Here is a 17,893-nt window from a genome sequence, read left to right as displayed (position 1 = left end):
CTCGCGCGCGGGCAACGCTCAGCGGGAGGATGAGGACGTGGACGAGAGGCTGGTTCATGCGAAGTCGATCCGACACGTCCTCATCAGTTGCTGGCTGGGGTCGGTGGTGCTGCTCGGAGTGCTGCACTGGGCCAACCGTGAGATCCCGGTCGACACGTGGGCGCCGGGCAACCTGAGTCTCGGGTTCGCCCTCGGCCTGGTCGGCGTGCTCGTCACCGGGCGACTGCCAGCAAACCTGCTCGGCTGGATCTTCCTCATCGGCGGGACGGCGCAGGCAGCGTCCGGAATGCTGCGCGAGGTGGTCGTGCGGGGTGCCTGGCCGCACGGTTCGCCCGTGCTGTTGTGGGAGTGGATCGCCTGGGTCTCGCAGGTCATCCAGCCGGTCACCCTGATGACACTCCCCCTCGTGTTGCTGCACTTCCCGGACGGCCAATTGCCCAGTGAACGCTGGCGATTCGTCCGCAAGGGCATCTTCATCGCCGGCGGCGGGATGGTGCTGCTGAGTGCCGTCGCCCCCGGCGCGTTCACCGAGGATTTGAGGGCGATCCGCAACCCGATCGGCCTGCCCTGGCCGCAGGTGCAGGCGGCCTTCCCCGTCATCATCGCGATGATCGCGGTGCTCATCATCGCCAGCCTGGTCAGCCTCATCGTCCGCTGGCGACACTCGGATCGGGACACTCGTCGTCGGTTGTCACTGGTCGTCATCACGGGCGGAGTCCTGGCGGCAGAGGTCATCGGCGAGATCACCGGATACCTCAGTGGTGTCCTTGCGCCGATCGTCATCCTGTTGTTCATCAGCAGCATCGGGTTCGCCGTGCTGCGCCACCACCTGTGGGACCTCGACGTCGTCATCAGCGTGTCCCTGGTCTACGGCCTACTGACGGCGCTGGCGGCAGGACTCTTCGTTGCCGCCGTGGCCATCACCGGGTTCTTCGTCGACGGGCGACCGGTCCTGTGGCCGACGATCGTCGCTCTCGGTGCTGTGCTGGTCACGGTCGTCCCGCTGCGGCACGCCGTCCAGTCCGTGGTGGACCGCTTGTTATACGGCCGTCGTCGCGACCACCGGCGGATGTTGTCCAGCGTCGGTCGACGTGCCGCGATGGACCAACGAGCCGACCTGGTGCTGCAGGACATCGTGGAGGAGATCGCCGCCACCTACTTGCGGTTGGATCACGTCGCTGTGCGCACCGACGTCGGCACCGCCTCCACCGGCCTACGTCGCTCGGAGCCGACCAGCATCCCGATCCGCTTCCAGGGCGAGCAGATCGGGACCCTCGAGGTTTCCCCGCGGCAGGGGTCTTCCTCGCCGGCCCGACCCTCGCATCGCTGCACGAGGCGGCCGACCAGATCGCCTCCGTCGTGCGCAGTCTCAGCGTCGCCGAGGCGTTGCGCGGGCTTCGCGAGGAGGTCGCGGCCGCTCGGGAGGAGGAGCGCCGGCGGCTGCGACGCGACATCCACGACGGCGTGGGTCCGGCCCTGGCCGCGGTCGCCCTGCAGGTCGAGGGCGCCGCAGCCATGGTGGACAACCAACCGGACCTCGCCAAGGACGTCCTGCAGCGACTCGGCCACGAGGTGACCGGGGTGCTCGATGACGTACGCCGGATCGTGCACGACCTCGTGCCCCCGGTGCTCGACGCACTCGGCCTGGAGGGTGCCTTGCGTCAGCAAGCCGCCGCCTTCTCCTCTGCCGCGTCCGACGGCAGCACGGGCCTGGAGGTCACCGTGTTGACCCGGGAGCCGCTCGGCGAGCTGCCCGCAGGCGTCGAGCTCACGGCATACCGCATCGGGTGCGAGGCGCTCACCAACGTCACCAAGCACGCCGACGCCCGCCGGTGCACGATCTCCCTCGCGCTTCGGGGCGAGCGGCTCCTGCTCACCGTCGACGACGACGGCGTCGGCCTGCACGCCGGGACGTATGGCGTCGGCACGCTGTCGATGATCGAGCGTGCCACCGCCATCGGAGGCACCTGCCGGCTGGAGACCTCACCGTGGGGAGGCGTCCGCGTTGCGGCCGGCCTGCCCGTGGCGCCGTCGGCGACACCGGCGAGTCGACAGGAAGTGGCGCGATGAGCACTGCCCCGATCCAACTGATCATCGTGGACGACCATCCGATGTTTCGCGAGGGCGTGCGCTTCGCACTGTCCGCCTTCCATGACATCGAAGTGATCGCCGAGGCCGAGAACGGCACGCAGGCAGTCGAATTGGCGGCCGAGCTGCAACCGGACGTCGTCGTCATGGACCTGCACCTGCCCGGCCTGCTCGGGGTCGATGCGACCCGTCAGATCACCGCGCAGAGCCCGCACATCGCGGTCCTCGCGCTGACGATGTTCGAGGATGACGCGAGCGTGGCGGCGACCATGCGGGCTGGCGCCCGCGGCTATTTGGTCAAGGGCGCGGACGGCGCGGCCATCGCTCGCGCGGTGCGTGCGGTGGCCGAGGGCGACATAATCCTCGGGCCGCGCGTGGCCAAGCACGTCCAGGAACTGCTGGCGACCACCCCGGCCGCCACCTTCACCGAGCTGAGCCCCCGGGAACGCGAAGTCCTCGCCCTGCTGGCCGACGGTCGCAACAACACCGACATCGCGCACTCTCTCGACATCTCCGAGAAGACCGTCCGCAACCACGTCTCCAACGTCTTCGCCAAGTTGCGGGTGGCCGACCGCGCCGCCGCCATCATCCGCGCCCGCGAAGCCGGGCTCGGTGAGCGGCACGATCGGGGTTGATCGATCCTGCCGAGGTCCCGATGCGGGTGAGAGCTGCTTGAGGGCTGCCGCTCACCGACGCGCACCTACCGCTCACCGACAAGTCGGGCTCCGAAGACTCCTACCCCGCAGTAGCCACTCGTGTAGGTGTTCTATGAACGAACCCCCTGGAGCCGACGACCTCTCCAAACCGACCGCCGACTCACGTTCACAACTATGCGCGGGTCAGCGGTAGGACGCCGAACTTCCCTCTGCCGCAACGCCATCTGCGATCGGTGTTCGATCGATCGCGCCTCACCGCGGACCCATGCGGAATGAGAGTTTCGATGCACTCTGGATCGCGTTTCACGTCCCCTGTCACCGCTTCGGTCGCCGCCGGCAGCCTGGCCGTGGCACTCACCATCGCCGGCAGCGCATATGCCGCAACGTCGCACGACGCCGCCGCGCCGCCCGCGTGCTCCCCCGGCACCACGGTCACCACCCAGAAGGGCAAGGTCTGCGGCCTCACCGAGAACGACGTGACGACATACGGCAGCATCCCGTATGCCGCTCCCCGGTCGGCACGCTGCGCTGGAAATCACCACAACCCGCGAAGGCCTGGACGGGCACCAAGCAGGCGACCACCGAGCCGGTGGAGTGCAGCAACGTCTTCACCGACCAGAACACCAGCGAGGACTGCCTCAACGTCAAGGTGCAGGTGCCGGCCGATGCGAAACCCGGTGAGAAGCTGCCGGTGATGTTCGAGTTCCACGGCGGCGGGTTCCTCGGCGAGGCGCGCACGGACGATGGTTCCAACCTGGTGCGCACCGGCCGGGTCGTCTACGTCTATGTGAACTACCGACTTGGCATCCTCGGCTTTCTTGCCGACAAGTCGCTGGGCGCGCACTCCGGCGACTACGGGCTGCAGGACCAGCAGGCGGGGCTGCGGTGGGTGAAGAAGAACATCTCGCAGTTCGGCGGAAACCCCAACAACGTCACCGTTTTCGGCGAGTCCGCCGGTGGTGCCAGCACCTGTGCGCAGGTGGCATCGCCGACCGCGAAGGGCCTCTTCCAGCACGCGATCAGCGTCAGCGGTTTCTACAACTATCAGAACAACATCGTGTGGTCGAACGCCGACTGCAAGTCGACCTACTTCACCGAGAAGCAGGCGCAGCAGAGCGGAGCGAAGTATGCCGAGAAGGTCGGCTGCGGTGACGCGAAGGATGTCGCGGCCTGCCTGCGGAAGATCCCACCGGCGACACTCATCAAAGAGGGCGGCCAGGTCGGTGACGCCACCGGCGGCGGCACCATCGGCCCGATCGTCAACGGCACCACCCTGACGATGTCGCCGGTGCAGGCGCTCACCACCGGGAAGTCCAACAAGGTCGACCTGATCACGGATGTCGGCCGCGACGAGTTCAACGGCGGGGTCTACAACAACAACTTCACCAAGGACGTCGTGGTTGCCGAGACGCCTGCGCGGTACCGGATGCTGGTCAAGGAACAGTTCGGGAAACTGGCGCCGACAGTCGAAAAGCTTTACCCGCTGGCCCGATTCGCGTCGCCATACACCGCGTACCGGACGATCATGGCCGACTCGGGCTCGGTCTGCCCGATGCTGCAGCTGGACAAGAAGGCGTCGAAATACATGCCCGTGTATGCCGATCTCAATGCCGATGCGGACAACCCGGCCGGCGAGAACACGACCGACGTGCTCGGCGCACAGCACAGCGGATCCAACACGCTGCAGCACTTCGACACCAGCAAGTTGGACGCCAACCAGGCGGCGCTGCAGAAGCAGATCCTGCTGTCGTGGACCCACCTGGCGCGCGCAGGGAGCCCGATGGCTCCGCACACCCCGGCCTGGCAGCGCTACAGCGCAGCCCAGCACCCGGTGATGTCCCTGCAGCCCGGTGACACCAGCATGACCTCAGCGAGCAATGTCGTTGCAACACAACACAATTGCACGTTCTGGACCAAGGTCACGAACTACTGACTCCATGCCGATCGAGTAGCGACCGAGGAACGCTTGATGCTGATCGAGTAACGACCGAGGAACGAGGGAGCGTATCGAGATCGACGCGCACCACCCGACCAGCGGAGTGCGGACACCGCCCGCTGGTCGGGGGTTCGTCAGCTCAGCGGGATGACGTGATCCGGGGTGAGCTCGTCGAGGGAAGCGACTCCGAGGAGCTTCATCGTGCGGACGATCTGCTCCGCCAGGATCTCGATCGCCCGGTCGACACCCTCTCGGCCGCCGGCCATCAGCCCATAGAGGTAGGCACGGCCTACGAGCGTGAAGTTCGCACCAAGCGCGATGGCCGCGACGATGTCCGCGCCCGAAGAGATGCCCGTGTCGACGACGATCTCGGTGTCGGCGCCCACCTCGCGGACCACCTCCGGCAGCAGCCGGAATGGCACCGGCGCGCGATCGAGCTGGCGCCCCCCGTGATTGGAGAGCACGAGGCCGTCGACACCGAGATCGACCAGGGTCTTCGCATCGGAGAGCGTCTGCACTCCTTTGACCACGAGCTTGCCCGGGAACATCTCACGCACGACCTTGAGATCCTCGAAGCTGATCGTCGGATCCATGGCAGCGTCGAGCAGCTCACCGACCGTGCCACCGGTTGACTTGAGCGACCCGAATTCCAACGGCGGTGTGGTCAGGAAGTCCCACCACCACCATGGCCGTGGGATCGCGTTCAAGACCGTCCTGGCACTGATCTGCGGTGGGATCGAGAACCCGTTCCGCTTGTCTCGCAACCGCGCACCGGCGACCGGAGCGTCCACGGTGAAGAGCAGGGTGTCGAAGCCGGCGGCAGCCGCACGCCGGGTCAGGTCGTAGGAGATCTCTCGGTCACGCATGACATACAGCTGGAACCAGTGACGACCAGTCGGGCCGGCCAGCTGCACGTCCTCGATGGAGGTCGTGCCCAAGGTGGAAAGGGAGAACGGGATCCCGGCGGCGGCCGCCGCCGCTGCACCGGCGACCTCGCCCTCGGTCTGCATCAGGCGGGTGAAGCCGGTCGGTGCGATGCCGAACGGCAGCGCCGACGGCCCGCCGAAGATCTGGCAGGACGTGTCGACCTGATCCGTGCCCCGCAGGATGCCGGGACGGAACTCGATGTCTTCAAAGGCCTGCCGCGCCCGATGCATTGACACCTCGGCCTCTGCAGCGCCATCGGTGTAGTCGAATGCCGCTTTCGGCGTGCGCCGCTTGGCGATGCGGCGCAGGTCCTCGATGGTCTGCGCGTCCTGCAGTCGCCGACGCTTCCGGTGCACCGTGGGTTGCTTGAATTTCAGCAGCTCGAAGATCTCGGAACTCTTCGGCACCTGTCGTTGCACCATGTGACCATCCTCGCGAGCCGGTCCGGTGACAGATTCACCGGCGCAGCGGCCACGTTAGTGGCTAGGCACGAGCGTGCACGGACGGCGCCCTCGATGCGAAACGGATCACGCCCCCGAGCCGGTCAGCATCCAGGACAACACCGGTGTGGTCTGCAGGTAGACCAGGACACACATGAAGACGAGGAAGACCACGCTCCACTTGAAGACCTTCCGGAAGACTTCGCCTTCCTGGCCCGACATACCGACTGCCGCTGCCGCGATGGCGAGATTCTGCGGCGAGATCATCTTGCCGAGCACCCCGCCGGACGAGTTGGCCGCGGCCATCACCGCGGGGTTGAGCCCGGTCTGGTGGGCGGCCTGCACCTGCAGCGCGCCGAACAGGGAGTTGGATGAGGTGTCGGATCCGGTGACGGCGACGCCGAGCCAGCCCAGGATCGGCGACAGGACCGCGAACGCCGCGCCAGCGCCGGCCACCCATTCGCCGAGAGTCGCGGTCTCGCCGGAGGCATTCATCACGTAGGCCAGTCCGAGGACCGCCATCACCGTGACGATGGCACCGAAGAGTTGCTTGTAGGTGTCGACATACGCCTTCAGCGCCTTTTTCACCGAGATGCCGAGGATCGGGATCGAGATCAGTCCGGAAATCACCATCAGGGTGCCTGCCGCGCCGAGCCAGTTGACCTTGAATTTCGGGATGGAGGAAGGGTCGCCGCCCGCGGTCTGCAGGTGCAGGCCGGGCCACTTGAAGGAGAACGTCGGCGCGTCGAAGAGATCCTTGACGCCCGGCAGCTGGGTGATGACGAAGACCGCGATGATGACGAGGTATGGCGCGTAGGCCCTGGCAACATCCGCCGGTGTGTCGTTGGCTGCTGCGTCCCGCGCAGCAATGTCGTCGACGCTCATGCCCTCTGGGACCTTGTGGCCGTCCGAGCCGCCGGCAGCGGCCAGTCCGGCCTGACTCTGTGCACCGACGCCCGCCAGGACCTTGCTGTCCTGGGCGTCCTCGGAGGTGTCCACGAAGGGCGTGGCCGGGGACCAGACCCGCAGGAGTAGGACGACACACCCCGCGCTGAAGAGCGACGCGACGACGTCCGAGAGCTGCACCGACAGGTAGTTGGAGGTGACGAACTGCGCGATCCCGAAGGAGACTCCACAGACGATCGTGGCCGGCAAGGTCTCACGGACCCCTTTGCCCTTGTCGATGATGAAGACGAGTGCCATCGGCACGAACAACGCGAGCACCGGGGTCTGACGTCCGACGATGGCGCCGAGCGTGTCCTGCGGGACCCCGCTCACCGAGGACAACGTGGTGATCGGCACGGCCAGGGCGCCGAACGCGACCGGCGCGGTGTTGGCCACCAGCGCGATGACGGCAGCCTTGAGCGGACGGAAGCCGAGCGCGATGAGCATGACGCTGGTGATCGCGACAGGCGTGCCGAAGCCGGCAAGCGCCTCGAGAAGTGCGCCGAAGCAGAACGCCACGATGACGGCCTGGATCCGCTGGTCGTCACTGACCTTGGCGAATGACCTTCGCAGCACATCGAAGTGGCCAGTCACCACGGTCATGTTGTAGACCCAGATCGCGTTGATCACGATCCACAGAATCGGGAAGAACCCGAAGACGGCGCCCTCTGCCCCGGACAGGACTGCCTGTCCGGTCGGCATGGAATAGGCCAGGATCGCCACCAGGATTGAGACGACCAGCGAGATGATGGACGCCTTCCACGCGGTGACTCGGAAGACGCCCAGCAGGACGAACAGCGTCAGCAAGGGAAGCATCGCAACCAGGGCGGTCAGCAGGAGCGAGCCGCCCACGGCATCGAGAACCGGACGGTACATCGGTCACCTCTTCGATAGTCCGTTCATGACATGTGCTGCATCTGCGTGGACTACGGCATCGACCACGTCAGCGGTGCGCGCCAAGGCCGTGTGGCACCCTGCCGTTGGAGCGATGAGACTGCCGTGCATCAGGTTTCGGGGTTGGTGGTCTCAGCAGTGTGGCACGGGCGTGTCGGGCGTTGGTGGTCTTGCGTCGCCCGAATTCACGGGCCGGCCGGGGTCGCACCGAGCTGCGGCCGCCGCGTGGCTGACCGACCTCTCGTGCCCGTCCCCATGGTCGCCGTCTCGACCATGCGCCGCCAATCTGATCACCGACGTCGCGCGCGATGAATTCAACAGTGGTGTCGACGCCAACAACTTCACCAAGGACATCGTGGTTGCCGAGACGCCTGCGCGGTACCGGATGCTGGTCAAGGAACAGTTCGGGAAGTTGGCACCGACAGTCGAAAAGCTTTACCCGCTGGCCCGATTCGCGTCGCCATACACCGCGTACCGGACGATCATGGCCGACTCAGGATCGGTCTGCCCGATGCTGCAGCTGGACAAGAAGACGTCGAAATACATGCCCGTGTATGCCGATCTCAATGCCGATGCGGACAACCCGGCCGGCGAGAACACGACCGACGTGCTCGGTGCACAACACAGCGGCTCCAACACGCTGCAGCACTTCGACACCAGCAAGTTGGACGCCAACCAGGCGGCCCTGCAGCAGCAGATCCTGCTGTCGAGGACCCACCTGGCGCGCGCAGGGAGCCCGATGGCTCCGCACACCCCTGCCTGGCAGCGCTACAGCGCAGCCCAGCACCCGGTGATGTCCCTGCAGCCCGGTGACACCAGCATGACCTCACCGACGAGTGTCGCTGCCACACAACACAATTGCTCGTTCTGGAACAACGTCACGAAATACTGAGGTACTGGCGGGTCGAGTAGGGCGAGGAACGAGCCCATATCGAGACGGGACGCCTTCTCAGATGTATGCCGCGGAAGGCGCCCTTCGCGAGCGCCCGAGTGGATGCCCGGTGTCCGATACCGCACGTAACGACCCGCCTGATCGCGATGACAAATCAGTCGGCGACAGGGGACGATTCGAAATCGTGACCGGACCGCCTGAGAGCCACCGCGTACATAAGGCAAGATCGGCCGCGTGACGACAACGGTGTACGAAGTCCTGGACGAGCTGCGGAAACAATCGACCTCGGAGGCTGACAAGGGCAGCAAGCTCGAGCGCCTGATGGAGCAGTTCCTGCGTACGGACCCGATGTATGCCGACCAGTTCAGCCACGTCTACCTGTGGAACGACTGGCCAGGCCGCGACGGCAAGCACGACACCGGCATCGACCTGGTCGCAGTCGACCGCACAACCGGCGCGAACGTCGCGATCCAGTGCAAGTTCTACGCACCCGACTCGACCATCGGCAAGCAGGACATCGACTCGTTCCTGTCCGCCTCCGGCAAGGAGGGCTTCGGCGAGCGGATCATCGTCTCCACCACCGACAAGTGGAACAGCCACGCCGAGGACGCGATCCAGGGCCAGCAGATTCCGGTCCGCCGCATCGGCATGGCCCAGCTGGAAGCCTCCCCAATCGACTGGGACGAGTTCGACTGGTCCGCGCCCCAGCACCTGCCCGTCAGCGATAAGAAGAAGCTGCGCCCGCACCAGGTCGAAGCGGTCACCGCAGCCGTCGACGGGCTGGCCACGCAGGACCGCGGCAAGCTGATCATGGCGTGCGGCACCGGCAAAACCTTCACCTCACTGCGACTCGCCGAACGTATGGCGGGCGCGGGCAACTCGGTACTCTTCCTGGTCCCCTCGATCAGCCTGCTGTCACAGACCCTGCGCGAGTGGGCCACCGAGGCGGAGGTGCCGCTGGCGCCGTTGGCGGTGTGCTCGGACAAGAAGGCGACCGCCCGGTCCAAGGCCACGGATGAAGACATCTCCGCGGTCGACCTCGCACTGCCGTCGACCACGAACGTCGCTGTGTTGCAGGCCCGGCTCGCGCAGGCGGCGGCCGAGCAAGACGCCATGACCGTCGTGTTCTCCACGTACCAGTCGATCGACGTCGTCGCCCAAGCCCAGAAAAGCGGCAACCTGTCACCGTTCGACCTGATCATCTGCGACGAAGCGCACCGCACCACCGGCGTCACCCTCGGCGACGCCAACGAGTCGCACTTCATGCGCGTGCACAACAACGACTACCTCGCAGGCACCAAACGGATCTACATGACCGCCACCCCGCGCATCTACGACGACACCTCCAAGGCCAAGGCCGGCGACACCAACGCGGTGCTCGCATCAATGGACGACGAGACCAAGTTTGGTCCCGAGCTCTACCGGCTCGGATTCGGCGAGGCCGTCGAACGCGACCTACTCACCGACTACAAAGTCCTCGTCCTCGCCGTCGACGAAACCAGCGTGTCCCGCACCTTCCAGCTACAGCTGGCCGACGAAGGCAACGAACTGCGCCTGGACGACGCCGCAAAAATCGTCGGCTGCTGGAACGGCCTGGCCAAACGCGGCGACGCCGAGCACTCGTTCGGATCCGACCCCTCACCCATGCGCCGCGCCGTCGCATTCGCCGGCACCATCAAGGACTCCAAGCAGATCGAATCCCTCTTCGGGGAAACGGTCCGGCAGTATGCCGCCGCCCACGAGCTCGACGACGCCGATGGCGACCCGGTGCTGTCCTGCGAGATCCAGCACGTCGACGGCACCTACAACGCGCTCGAGCGCAACACCCGCCTCGACTGGCTACGCGCACCGGTCCCGGATGGCACCTGCCGGATCCTGACCAACGCACGCTGCCTGTCCGAAGGCGTCGACGTGCCCGCATTGGACGCGGTGATGTTCCTGTCGCCGCGCAAGTCCGTGGTCGACATCGTGCAGTCCGTCGGACGGGTGATGCGCAAAGCACCGGGCAAGGAGTACGGCTACATCATCCTGCCGATCGGCATCCCGGCCGGCATGACACCCGAACAAGCGCTGCGCGACAACAAGCGGTATGCCGCCGTCTGGGAAGTCCTGCAGGCACTGCGCGCGCACGACGAGCGCTTCAACGCGATGGTCAACCGCATCGAGCTGGTCAAGGCCCGCGACGAAAAGATCAACGTCATCGGCGTCCCCGGCCCCGACAGCCGCGGGGACCAGGACGGTCCTGGCGACGGCCAAGGAACGCAGGGCGCGCTCGGGCTCACTTGGTTGGATGAATGGCGGGAAGCGATCTACGCCAAGGTCGTCGCGAAGGTCGGCTCGCGCACCTACTGGGAGGACTGGGCCAAAGACATCGCCGACATCGCCGGGCGGCACATCACCCGCATCACCTCGTTGCTCGATGGCGGAAACCCAGTCGTAACAGCGGAGTTCGACCGCTTCCTCGACGGGCTACGTGGCAACCTCAACGAGCGCATTACCCGCGCGGACGCGATCGACATGCTCGCCCAGCACCTGATCACCCGGCCCGTCTTCGAAGCGCTCTTCGGTGGCTACGACTTCACCAAACACAACCCCGTCGCACAGACGATGGAGCGGATGCTCGACGCCCTCGACGAGCACCGGCTGGACGACGAGAACCAGTCGCTTCAGAAGTTCTACGACTCGGTGCGGATGCGGGTGCACGGCGTCGACACCGCCGACGGTCGGCAGCAGTTGATCGTGCAGCTCTACGACACGTTCTTCGCGACCGCGTTCAAGAAAACCGTCGACAAGCTCGGCATCGTCTACACCCCGGTCGAGATCGTCGACTTCATCCTCCGCTCCGCCGACCACGTGCTGCGTGAACACTTCGGCCACGGCATCACCGACGAAGGCGTGCACGTCCTCGACGGGTTCGTCGGCACAGGCACCTTCATCGTCCGACTCCTCCAACTCGGGCTGATCGAGCCACACGACCTGGCCCGCAAATACGCCCACGAACTACACGCCAACGAGATGCTGCTGCTCGCCTACTACATCGCAGCCGTCAACATCGAGACGACCTACCAGGACGTCATCCGTGGATCGATCGATCCGGACGCACCGTATGAACCGTTCCCCGGCCTGATCCTCACCGACACGTTCCAGTCCTGGGAGAACGACGACCGTTTGGACACAAGCGTTTTCGTGCAGAACAACGCCCGCCTCGAAGAACTCAAGAAGCTCGACATCCAAGTCATTGTCGGCAACCCGCCCTACTCTTCCGGGCAGGACAGCGCGAACGACAACAACGCCAACGAGAAGTACCCCGACCTGGATACCGCGATCCGCGACACCTACGCCGCCCGGTCGACCGCGACCAACAAGAACAGCCTCTACGACTCCTACATCCGCGCCATCAAATGGGCCACCCTGCGGATCAAGGACCGCGGAGTCATCGCCTATGTCACCAACGGTGGCTGGCTCGACTCCAACACCGCCGACGGCATGCGCCTCACCCTCGCCGACGAATTCAGCGACATCTACATCTACAACCTCCGCGGCAACCAACGCACCGCCGGCGAGCAGTCACGCAAGGAAGGCGGGAAAGTCTTCGGCGGCGGCTCACGCGCAACCGTCGCCATCACCCTCCTGGTCCGCGACCCGGCGCACGCCGGACCAGCCCAAATCCACTACACCGATATCGGCGACTACCTCACTCGTGAACAGAAACTCGCGAAGGTCCACGAGTCGTCCAGTGTGACGGGACTCGAACCCGTCACTCACATCCAACCGAACGCGCACGGCGACTGGCTCAACCAGCGCCGCGACGACTTCGACAAATTTCTTCCGATCGGCGAAAAGCGATCTGCCGCAACAGTATTCAGTCTATTCTCCTACGGGCTGAACACTGCTAGATCCGCCTGGGCTTACGCGTCATGCCGAGCATCTTTACGCGACTCGATCACCACGACGCTTGATACCTACAACGCTGACCGTGCTCAGACCAAGGTTCCTGTTCTGACTCTGGACGCCACTCGCATCAAGTGGAGCAGGACTCTCGAAAACGCGGTAAAGCGAAACATCGAACTCGCGTGGGAGGACAGTGCGGTGCGTCGAGCGACCTTCCGTCCATTTCAAGCGCAGTGGACCTACTTCGATCCACACCTCAACGATCAGCAGTACTCACTGAACCGTCTGTACCCGGTGCCCGACGCCGCAAACTTCGGCATGTACCTGGTAAATCCTGGCTCGGATAAGCCGTGGTCGAGCCTGATGTGCGGACCTCTGCCGGATCTGTCCGTCTATGGCTCTGGTTCGGGCCAGTTCTTCGCTCGCTGGCGCTACGAGAGGATCGATGCCGGCGACGGTATGCTCGCGCTCGACACGTCCACGGGCGACACAGTGGTGGACGGTTACCGTCGAATCGACAACATCACGGACGAAGCACTGGCGAATTTCGTTGCGGCATACGGGGATTCGATCGCCAAGGATGACATCTTCTTCTACGCCTACGGACTGCTGCACTCCCCCGACTACCGTGAGATCTACGCGGCGGACCTCAGGAAGATGCTGCCGCGCATCCCGCTGGTGGTCGATCCGTGGCCGTTCGTCGACGCCGGCCGCAGGCTGTCCGAACTGCACGTGGGATACGAGACTGTCACGCCATACCCGCTCGACGGACTCGACGCCCAGCCACTGGTCGGGCGCAACGCGTACGACTTCTTCGCGGTCGGCGACAAGAAGATGCGGTTCGGCAAGCCGACCGCTGAGCAGAAGGCCGCCGGCGAGAAGGCGGACCGCAGCACGATCGTCTACAACAGCAACATCACGTTGCGGGGGATCCCGGACGAGGCGTACCGCTACATGCTCGGCTCGCGGTCGGCCATTGAGTGGGTCATCGACCGCTACTACATCAAGACCGACAAGGCATCCGGGATCGTCAACAACCCGAACGACTGGTCCCGCGAGGTCGGCGACCTGCGCTACATCCTCGACCTGCTCGCGCGCATCGTCACCGTCAGTTTGGAGACGATGAAGATCGTCGATGCCCTCCCGTCTTTGCAGATTCGAGCCGAGGATGACAAATGAAGGCCGTTGACGCAAACCTGCTCAATCTCCTCAAAAAGAGCACGCAGTTCGTGGTGCCCATCTACCAGCGCGTGTACTCCTGGCAGTCAGAGGAATGCGATCGGCTCTGGTCAGATGTCCTGCATGCTGGCGGTCACGACGGACTAGGTGCGCACTTCACCGGATCCATTGTGTACGTCGCGCGCGGCGAAGGCACCCGCACATCGACCGAACCCGACCTCATCATCGACGGCCAGCAGCGCGTCACCACAGTCATGCTTCTGCTTGCTGCCTTGGCTGCCAGGCTTGACGAGCTCCCCGAAGGCGACCAAGAGCCAGTCGAGGGGTTCTCTCCTCGAAAGATCCGCGGCCTATACCTCACCAACGAATATGAAGAGGGCGACCGCTTCTTCAAGCTGATCCTGTCGAAATCAGACAAGGAGGCCCTGAAATCCATCGTCAGCGGTGCGCCGTTGCCAACCACGGAACGATCGCGTGTGGTCGCCAACTACGAGCGGTTGCTGACCAGCCTGCAGGATCCTGGCGTCGATTTGGTGCAGGTCTGCCTTGGCTTGAAGAAGCTCATTGTCGTCGATGTGTCGCTGACCCGGGGCTTCGACGACCCCCAACTCGTCTTCGAGACCATGAACTCCACCGGAAAGAGGCTTTCTCAGGCGGATCTGATCCGCAACTTTGTCCTCATGGACCTGCCTCCCACGCAGCAGACCCGCCTCTACGAGGATTATTGGTTCCCGATGGAGCAGCGCTTCGCGACGAACGAGGCACTCTTCGACGAGTTCGTGCGCCACTATCTGACGCTGAAGACCGGCGCTATCCCGCGACTGGACGACATTTATGATGCCTTCAAGGATTACGCCGGCAGGGAGGCTCGCATCGGGACGCCGCGTGACGACGTCGTCAAGGATCTGGCAAAGTACGCGACCTGGTTTGCCGCGATGGCGCTGGGGCAAGAGGACGATCCCGTTCTGCACGGCAAGTTCAACGAGCTGGAGCAACTTCGTGCATCAGTCGTGTACCCGTTCATGCTGCGCGTCTACTCCGACTACGTAAAGAACCTCATCGGTCGGGAGGAGGTGTCGTCGCTCGCGTCCATTGTGACGTCCTACATCGTTCGGCGCGCCGTGTGCCAGATCCCCACCAACAGCCACAACAAGACCTTCGCCGGCCTCGCGGCCAGCATCGACAGCACGAACTACGTGAACAGCATCATCGCGCGGTTTCTCCTGATGCCCACGTACACACGGTTTCCCACCGACACCGAATTCCTTGAGTCGCTCACCGAAGTCGACATCTACCGGTTCGCCCGCGCGTCCTATCTATTCCGAAAACTCGAGAACGACGGCCGCAAAGAGCCCGTTTCGACAGCCGAGTACACGATTGAACACATCATGCCGCAGAACCCAAACCTATCCGAGGCATGGCAGAAAGACCTTGGCATCAACTGGAAGGAGGTCCAGGAGATCCACCTTCACCGGCTCGGAAACCTCACGCTGACCGGGTACAACCCTGAGTACTCAGACCGACCGTTCGCTGAGAAGCGTGACATGACCGGCGGCTTCCGAGACAGCCCCCTTCGGCTGAACGAGGGACTCGCTCGACTACATGCATGGAGCGAGGACGAGATCCGCGCACGCGGAGAGAGACTCGCAGCGAAGGCAGCGAGCATTTGGAAACGGCCGGAGCTGCAAGCCGAGGTTCTTGATTGCTATCGAGAGAGATTCGCGGAGCGCTCCGGGTTCAACTGGAGTCAACTGCACGAGATTCTCTCCAGGACGTCCGCCGGGACATGGACGAGCTACTTTCACATGGCCGAGGCCATTGGCACCTCGCCCCAGGCCGTCGCCAATCACGTCGCGCGTTGCACGCGGTGCACCAATGCATATCGAGTGATGACGTGGGACGGGCGCATCGCGAGCGGATTCGCATGGACTGATCCATCGGACACGCGCGATCCGCACGACGTACTCGCTGCTGAAGGCCTCACCTTCACCGACGGAATCGCAGATCCTGAGCAGAAGCTAGACACCGAGGATCTCATCGCCCTCGGGGAGGAGTAGGACCAGCGCCGAACGCGACAGTAGTGTCGTGGCCACCGTGATCGACTGGAGGACTTATAGGAAACGAGCAGCAACTCGAAACCGCCACTCCGCGGGCTCCATCTGGGTCGACCGAACTCGGCCCGGAAGGACCGATTTGTAGGAACACTGCACTGGGAGGAGCCGGAGGCACTAGCGTCCGCTCATGCAGCGTCGGGACCCATCGGACAACGTCGAAGCGGACGTTGCTGGGCAGTCCGCGCGACGAGAGTTCGAGCGACGACGGAAACTGCGGCGCGAGCGTGTTGCGTCTCGTGGCAGGGTCGCCCGGGTTGCGGCTGCGCTGACCGCTGAGCCGCAGAGCACGCGAGCGTGGGATCAGGGCGCAAAGGGCGAGGAACTGGTCGGCGCCCGGCTCGACCGGCTTCGCGAGTGCGGGGTCGGCATACTGCACGATCGCAAGATCGCAGGGCGCGGCAACATCGATCACCTGGCCGTGACCACCGGCGGGGTGTGGGTCATCGACACGAAGCGCTACTCGGGACGCCCGGCGCTGAAGATCGAAGGTGGCTTGTTTCGGCCACAGACCGGACACCTGACCGTCGGCGGGCGAGACCGAGACAATCTTGTCCTTGGTGTCCAGCACCAGGTGGATCACGTGCGGCGGGCGCTCGGCCATGTTCCCGTGACGGGCGCACTCTGCTTCGTGACTGCCGACTGGCCACTCATCGGCGGGTCATTCGCCACTCGCGGCATACAGGTGCTCCCGCCACGGCAGCTGATCAAGACGATCACGCGGTCCCCAGCTGGACCCGTCGATGTGGCGGCGACCATGCATCTGCTCGACCGCCACTTCAGGCCTGCCTGACCCAGGTCCCATCAGCCGGGACGCAGGAGCCCGCACTCATACGCCAGGACGACGGCCTGCACCCGATCTCGTAGGTCGAGTTTGGACAGCACCCGCGTCACGTGGGTCTTTACGGTCGTCGGCGAGACGAAGAGCGTGCTCGCGATCTCGGCATTCGACAATCCCTTGCCGATCAGCTCGAGGACTTCGAGCTCACGGGCGGACAGCACGCCGAGTCGCTCGTCGGCGCGGCCCGGCGCCGGCCGCGCACAGAACTCTTCGACCAACCGGCGCGTGATCGCCGGCGCGAGCATGGTCTCCCCGGCCGCGACCGCGCGGACGGCATGGGCGAGATCATCGGGCCGCACATCCTTGAGCAGGAACCCGCTGGCACCAGCGCGGATCGCGTCATACACGTAGGCGTCGAGGTCGAAGGTGGTGAGCATGAGCACCCGCGCGCTCGATGACCGGACGATCGCGGCCGTCGCGTCGATGCCGTTCATCTCCGGCATGCGCACGTCCATCAGCACGACATCAGGGTCGACGGCGCGGCATCGCTCGACCGCTTCGTGCCCGTTGCCCGCCTCGCCGACGACCTCGAGGTCCGGCTCCTGATCGAGGATCATCGCGAACCCGCGGCGCACCAGCGCCTGATCGTCGACCACCAGCAGCCTGATCACGCGGCCACCGCCAGCGGAAGGGTGGCCGCGACTCGGAAGCCGGCCCCGAGCGGTCCGGCGTCGAGTCGGCCGCCGCACGCGGCGACGCGCTCCGTCATACCGGCCAGTCCGTGTCCGGGAGGTTCCGTGCCCGGTCTGGGCGGGCCGAGGTCGGTGATCTCGACGCGCAAGGAGTCGCCGAGTCTGCGGACGTCGTGTCGCGCGTCCCCCGACTGCGAATGGCGCAGCACGTTGGTCAGCGCCTCCTGCGCCACCCGGTATGCCGTGAGCTCGACACTGCCGGGCAGTCGGCCGGTGACCGTCGATGTGCAGGCGACGCAGAGCCCGGCGGATCGGTAGGAGGCTGCGAGTGCGGGAAGGTCGGGCAACCCCGGTTGCGGGGAGGTCGCGGCGCTGCCGCCCTCCGGTCGCAGCACACTGCGGCGGGGAGTGCCGCCGCTTGGCGCCATACAGAGGCCATGTACGGACACCGTCCGGACGGG

The 17,893-nt window shown here is 65.1% G+C and carries 12 protein-coding genes; 8 read left to right on the top strand and 4 right to left on the bottom strand.

Annotation, left to right across the window (positions count from 1 at the left end):
* The first annotated feature begins 37 nt into the window (after positions 1–37).
* The 4 genes from ACFQDH_RS13240 to ACFQDH_RS13225 all read left to right on the top strand — a co-directional run bounded on the left by ACFQDH_RS13240 (position 38) and on the right by ACFQDH_RS13225 (position 4,677).
* Positions 38–1,576 (top strand): hypothetical protein, encoded by a 1,539-nt coding sequence (locus tag ACFQDH_RS13240; RefSeq protein WP_382402016.1) that lies wholly within the window; start codon positions 38–40, stop codon positions 1,574–1,576.
* Positions 1,465–2,070, top strand: coding sequence for a sensor histidine kinase (locus tag ACFQDH_RS13235; protein ID WP_382402014.1), 606 nt, complete (start codon positions 1,465–1,467; stop codon positions 2,068–2,070). The genes ACFQDH_RS13240 and ACFQDH_RS13235 overlap by 112 nt, the downstream gene beginning before the upstream one ends.
* Positions 2,067–2,723: a response regulator gene (locus ACFQDH_RS13230; protein WP_382402012.1), complete on the top strand. Its 657-nt coding sequence runs from the start codon at positions 2,067–2,069 to the stop codon at positions 2,721–2,723. Before ACFQDH_RS13235 ends, ACFQDH_RS13230 begins: the two co-directional genes overlap by 4 nt.
* A 433-nt stretch (positions 2,724–3,156) precedes the next feature.
* Positions 3,157–4,677 carry a carboxylesterase/lipase family protein gene (locus tag ACFQDH_RS13225; protein ID WP_382402010.1) on the top strand — a complete coding sequence of 507 codons (1,521 nt, stop codon included), beginning with the start codon at positions 3,157–3,159 and terminating at the stop codon, positions 4,675–4,677.
* 137 nt (positions 4,678–4,814) lie between these two features.
* On the opposite strand, the gene ACFQDH_RS13220 is transcribed toward ACFQDH_RS13225, so the two are convergent.
* Positions 4,815–6,029, bottom strand: a complete 1,215-nt coding sequence (locus tag ACFQDH_RS13220; RefSeq protein WP_382402008.1) for an alpha-hydroxy acid oxidase — start codon at positions 6,027–6,029, stop codon at positions 4,815–4,817.
* A gap of 105 nt (positions 6,030–6,134) precedes the next feature.
* On the bottom strand, positions 6,135–7,868 hold the full coding sequence (locus tag ACFQDH_RS13215; protein WP_382402006.1) for an L-lactate permease: 1,734 nt from the start codon (positions 7,866–7,868) through the stop codon (positions 6,135–6,137).
* Positions 7,869–8,037: 169 nt separating this feature from the next.
* Here ACFQDH_RS13215 and ACFQDH_RS13210 point away from each other — a divergent pair, with 169 nt between their 5' ends.
* From ACFQDH_RS13210 to ACFQDH_RS13195, 4 genes are all read left to right on the top strand, one after another.
* Positions 8,038–8,778: a hypothetical protein gene (locus ACFQDH_RS13210; RefSeq protein WP_382402004.1), complete on the top strand. Its 741-nt coding sequence runs from the start codon at positions 8,038–8,040 to the stop codon at positions 8,776–8,778.
* Between the two features lie 234 nt (positions 8,779–9,012).
* Positions 9,013–13,848, top strand: a complete 4,836-nt coding sequence (locus ACFQDH_RS13205; RefSeq protein WP_382402002.1) for a DEAD/DEAH box helicase — start codon at positions 9,013–9,015, stop codon at positions 13,846–13,848.
* Positions 13,845–15,905, top strand: a complete 2,061-nt coding sequence (locus ACFQDH_RS13200; RefSeq protein ID WP_382402000.1) for a DUF262 domain-containing protein — start codon at positions 13,845–13,847, stop codon at positions 15,903–15,905. Before ACFQDH_RS13205 ends, ACFQDH_RS13200 begins: the two co-directional genes overlap by 4 nt.
* A gap of 184 nt (positions 15,906–16,089) precedes the next feature.
* Entirely contained in the window at positions 16,090–16,752 is a 663-nt protein-coding gene (locus tag ACFQDH_RS13195; protein WP_382401998.1) for a nuclease-related domain-containing protein, read from the top strand.
* Positions 16,753–16,763: 11 nt separating this feature from the next.
* On the opposite strand, the gene ACFQDH_RS13190 is transcribed toward ACFQDH_RS13195, so the two are convergent.
* A complete protein-coding gene (locus ACFQDH_RS13190) occupies positions 16,764–17,411 on the bottom strand; it encodes a response regulator (RefSeq protein WP_382401997.1) in 648 nt (215 codons plus the stop codon).
* Complete coding sequence (locus ACFQDH_RS13185; RefSeq protein WP_382401995.1) at positions 17,408–17,860, bottom strand: sensor histidine kinase; 453 nt, start codon at positions 17,858–17,860, stop codon at positions 17,408–17,410. The genes ACFQDH_RS13190 and ACFQDH_RS13185 overlap by 4 nt, the downstream gene beginning before the upstream one ends.
* Positions 17,861–17,893 lie beyond the last annotated feature (33 nt).

The organism is Flexivirga alba, assembly GCF_042661025.1.
Lineage (GTDB): Bacteria > Actinomycetota > Actinomycetes > Actinomycetales > Dermatophilaceae > Flexivirga > Flexivirga alba.
Note: the sequence above shows the minus strand (reverse complement) of the source record. Positions and strands in the feature narration are given on the sequence as shown.